This window comes from Mesorhizobium sp. M00.F.Ca.ET.216.01.1.1 (assembly GCF_004010325.2).
GTDB lineage: Bacteria > Pseudomonadota > Alphaproteobacteria > Rhizobiales > Rhizobiaceae > Mesorhizobium.
This window is the reverse complement of sequence record NZ_SADR02000214.1, coordinates 1-377: the sequence shown is the minus strand read 5'-3', so window position 1 is coordinate 377 and position 377 is coordinate 1. Positions and strand designations below refer to the sequence as shown.

The window sequence follows — 377 nt, the reverse complement described above, 5'->3', positions numbered from 1 at the left end:
GTCGGCCAGGCGGTGGCGCGCCACATGATCCGGCGCGGCCGCGGCAAGATCATCAACATCGCCAGCGTGCAGACGGCGCTCGCCCGCCCGGGCATCGCGCCCTATACGGCGACCAAGGGCGCGGTCGGAAATCTGACCAAAGGCATGGCGACCGACTGGGCCAGGCACGGGTTGCAGTGCAACGCGATTGCGCCCGGCTATTTCGACACCCCGCTCAACGCCGCCCTTGTCGCCGACCCGGCCTTCAGCGCCTGGCTCGAAAAGCGCACGCCGGCCGGCCGCTGGGGCAGGGTCGAGGAGCTTGTCGGCGCCTGCGTCTTCCTGGCCTCCGAGGCATCATCCTTTGTCAATGGACATGTTCTCTATGTCGACGGCGG

Annotated in this window: 1 protein-coding gene; it reads left to right on the top strand. The window is 68.4% G+C overall.

All coding sequences use genetic code 11. The annotated features are described in order from the left end of the window. The coding region (locus EN859_RS35790; RefSeq protein ID WP_135913640.1) for an SDR family oxidoreductase at positions 1–377 on the top strand (377 nt) is incomplete at both ends.